The sequence below is a fragment of the Lacticaseibacillus mingshuiensis genome, from assembly GCF_016861785.1.
GTDB lineage: Bacteria > Bacillota > Bacilli > Lactobacillales > Lactobacillaceae > Lacticaseibacillus > Lacticaseibacillus mingshuiensis.
This window is the reverse complement of record NZ_BOLS01000053.1, coordinates 1-1,622: the sequence shown is the minus strand read 5'-3', so window position 1 is coordinate 1,622 and position 1,622 is coordinate 1. Positions and strand designations below refer to the sequence as shown.

The following is a 1,622-nucleotide window of genomic DNA, read 5'->3' as shown; positions in this document are numbered from 1 at the left end:
CCTGGATTATTCATAGAATTTCAAAAAAGCAGCGCAATCCCACGATTCACACGGGACTGCGCTGCTTTGGTGTTTCACCCATTGGGTGCGCCTATATGCTAAGGTTGAGTCGACGAAAACCATCACGAAAGCGAGGCTTCACACCATCTCAACTTTAACCAGCTTATCCCTGCAATGCAATACCAATGTGACTGTGACCGCCGACGGCGGTCAACTTTCAAATGACGCCGGGATCGTTTTGTTCCAAGAGTTTCTTCATCGTATCAATTTTAGGCAACTTGCCAATCAGTGCCTCAAGTTACCAGACCAACGACGATTCTGGAAGGCCTCGATGATCGACATCTTCTTGGAAAAATTGTTGCTCGACGTTGCCGGGTATTTACATGACAGTAGTGCCAATGACTGGCAACGTGATCCCGTACTGGCGGCCACCTTGGGTAGCTCTCGGCTAGTCTCACAGCCCTCACTTTCACGGTTTTTCAAGCGCCTTGAAGACGCCGACCTAGATGACTTTCGGAAGCTTATCTGGCAAGTAGCCGCCTTGGCTTTCCGTCTTAGTGGTCAATCCCGCTTCGTGCTGGATATAGACTCAACGCATTGTGATACTTTCGGTAATCAAGAACGGTCCGCCTTCAACGCTCACTATATGGCCTATGGATATCACCCTCAGGTTGTATTTGATCAAGAGTCCGGGTTGCTCTTAGACGCCTTGATGCGCCCTGGCAATGAGTACACCGGCAAGGAAGCCGATAAGTTCGTCGAGACAACTTTTTCGCGCCTATCGGCGCTCCCTCAAAGCACCAGCGTCATCATTCGAGGCGATTCGGGGTTTGCTGCGCCAAAATTTTACGAGATGTGCGACACACATGGCGTCGACTTTTTGGTTCGACTCAAAGCAAATTCAAAGCTTGGGAAGCTGGCAGAAACGGCCTTAGTGGATTGCCCTCCAAAATATGAAGAGAGCAAATGCGTCTACCACGAATTCAAGTATCAGGCCGCGTCATGGGGTAAAGCTCGCCGTGTTATCGTATGTTCTACTCATACGGCAGATGAGCTAGTTCCCTGGAACCACGCATTCGTAGTGACCAGCCTGGCCTCCGAGGCTCCAGAGACTTTGTTCAAGACCTATAGACAGCGGGGCAATGCTGAGAACCAAATTAAGGAGCTGAAATGCGGGTTTGGCTTTGACAAAACAGACAGCTCAACTTTTGCACGGAACACTGCACGAGCCTTGATCACCGGTATTGCCTATAACCTGGTTCAGCTCTTTAAACAGCTCTTTGTCTCGGAAGACCGTCGTTCAACCATCTCCTCGCTACGGTTCAGTCTCTTTCACATCGCCGGTAGGATTACTTGGCACGCCCGTCGTGTGGTGATTCATCTTGCTTCTAACTATGTTTACAAGAACTGGTTTAGTCGGCTCATGGACGAAGTCCATCAGTTGGCGACCTGAACTGAATAACTGAATAGGTCGTGCGTCGAGCCGAAAACTGGGTCGGTCTGTTCGTGGTGCATCGATCACCAACTTCTCCGCTCAGTCAGTATTCGCAACGCTCCAAACGTTGCTTTCAGACCGGCCAGATGCGATTTCATGTCCCAAATACCGAGGTGAATAATCCAGG

The 1,622-nt window shown here is 49.9% G+C and carries 1 protein-coding gene; it reads left to right on the top strand.

The features are described from left to right. Window positions 1-85: 85 nt before the first annotated feature. Window positions 86-1,453: an IS1380 family transposase gene (locus tag JUE67_RS12610; protein WP_225877970.1), complete on the top strand. Its 1,368-nt coding sequence runs from the start codon at window positions 86-88 to the stop codon at window positions 1,451-1,453. The last annotated feature ends 169 nt before the right edge of the window (window positions 1,454-1,622 follow it).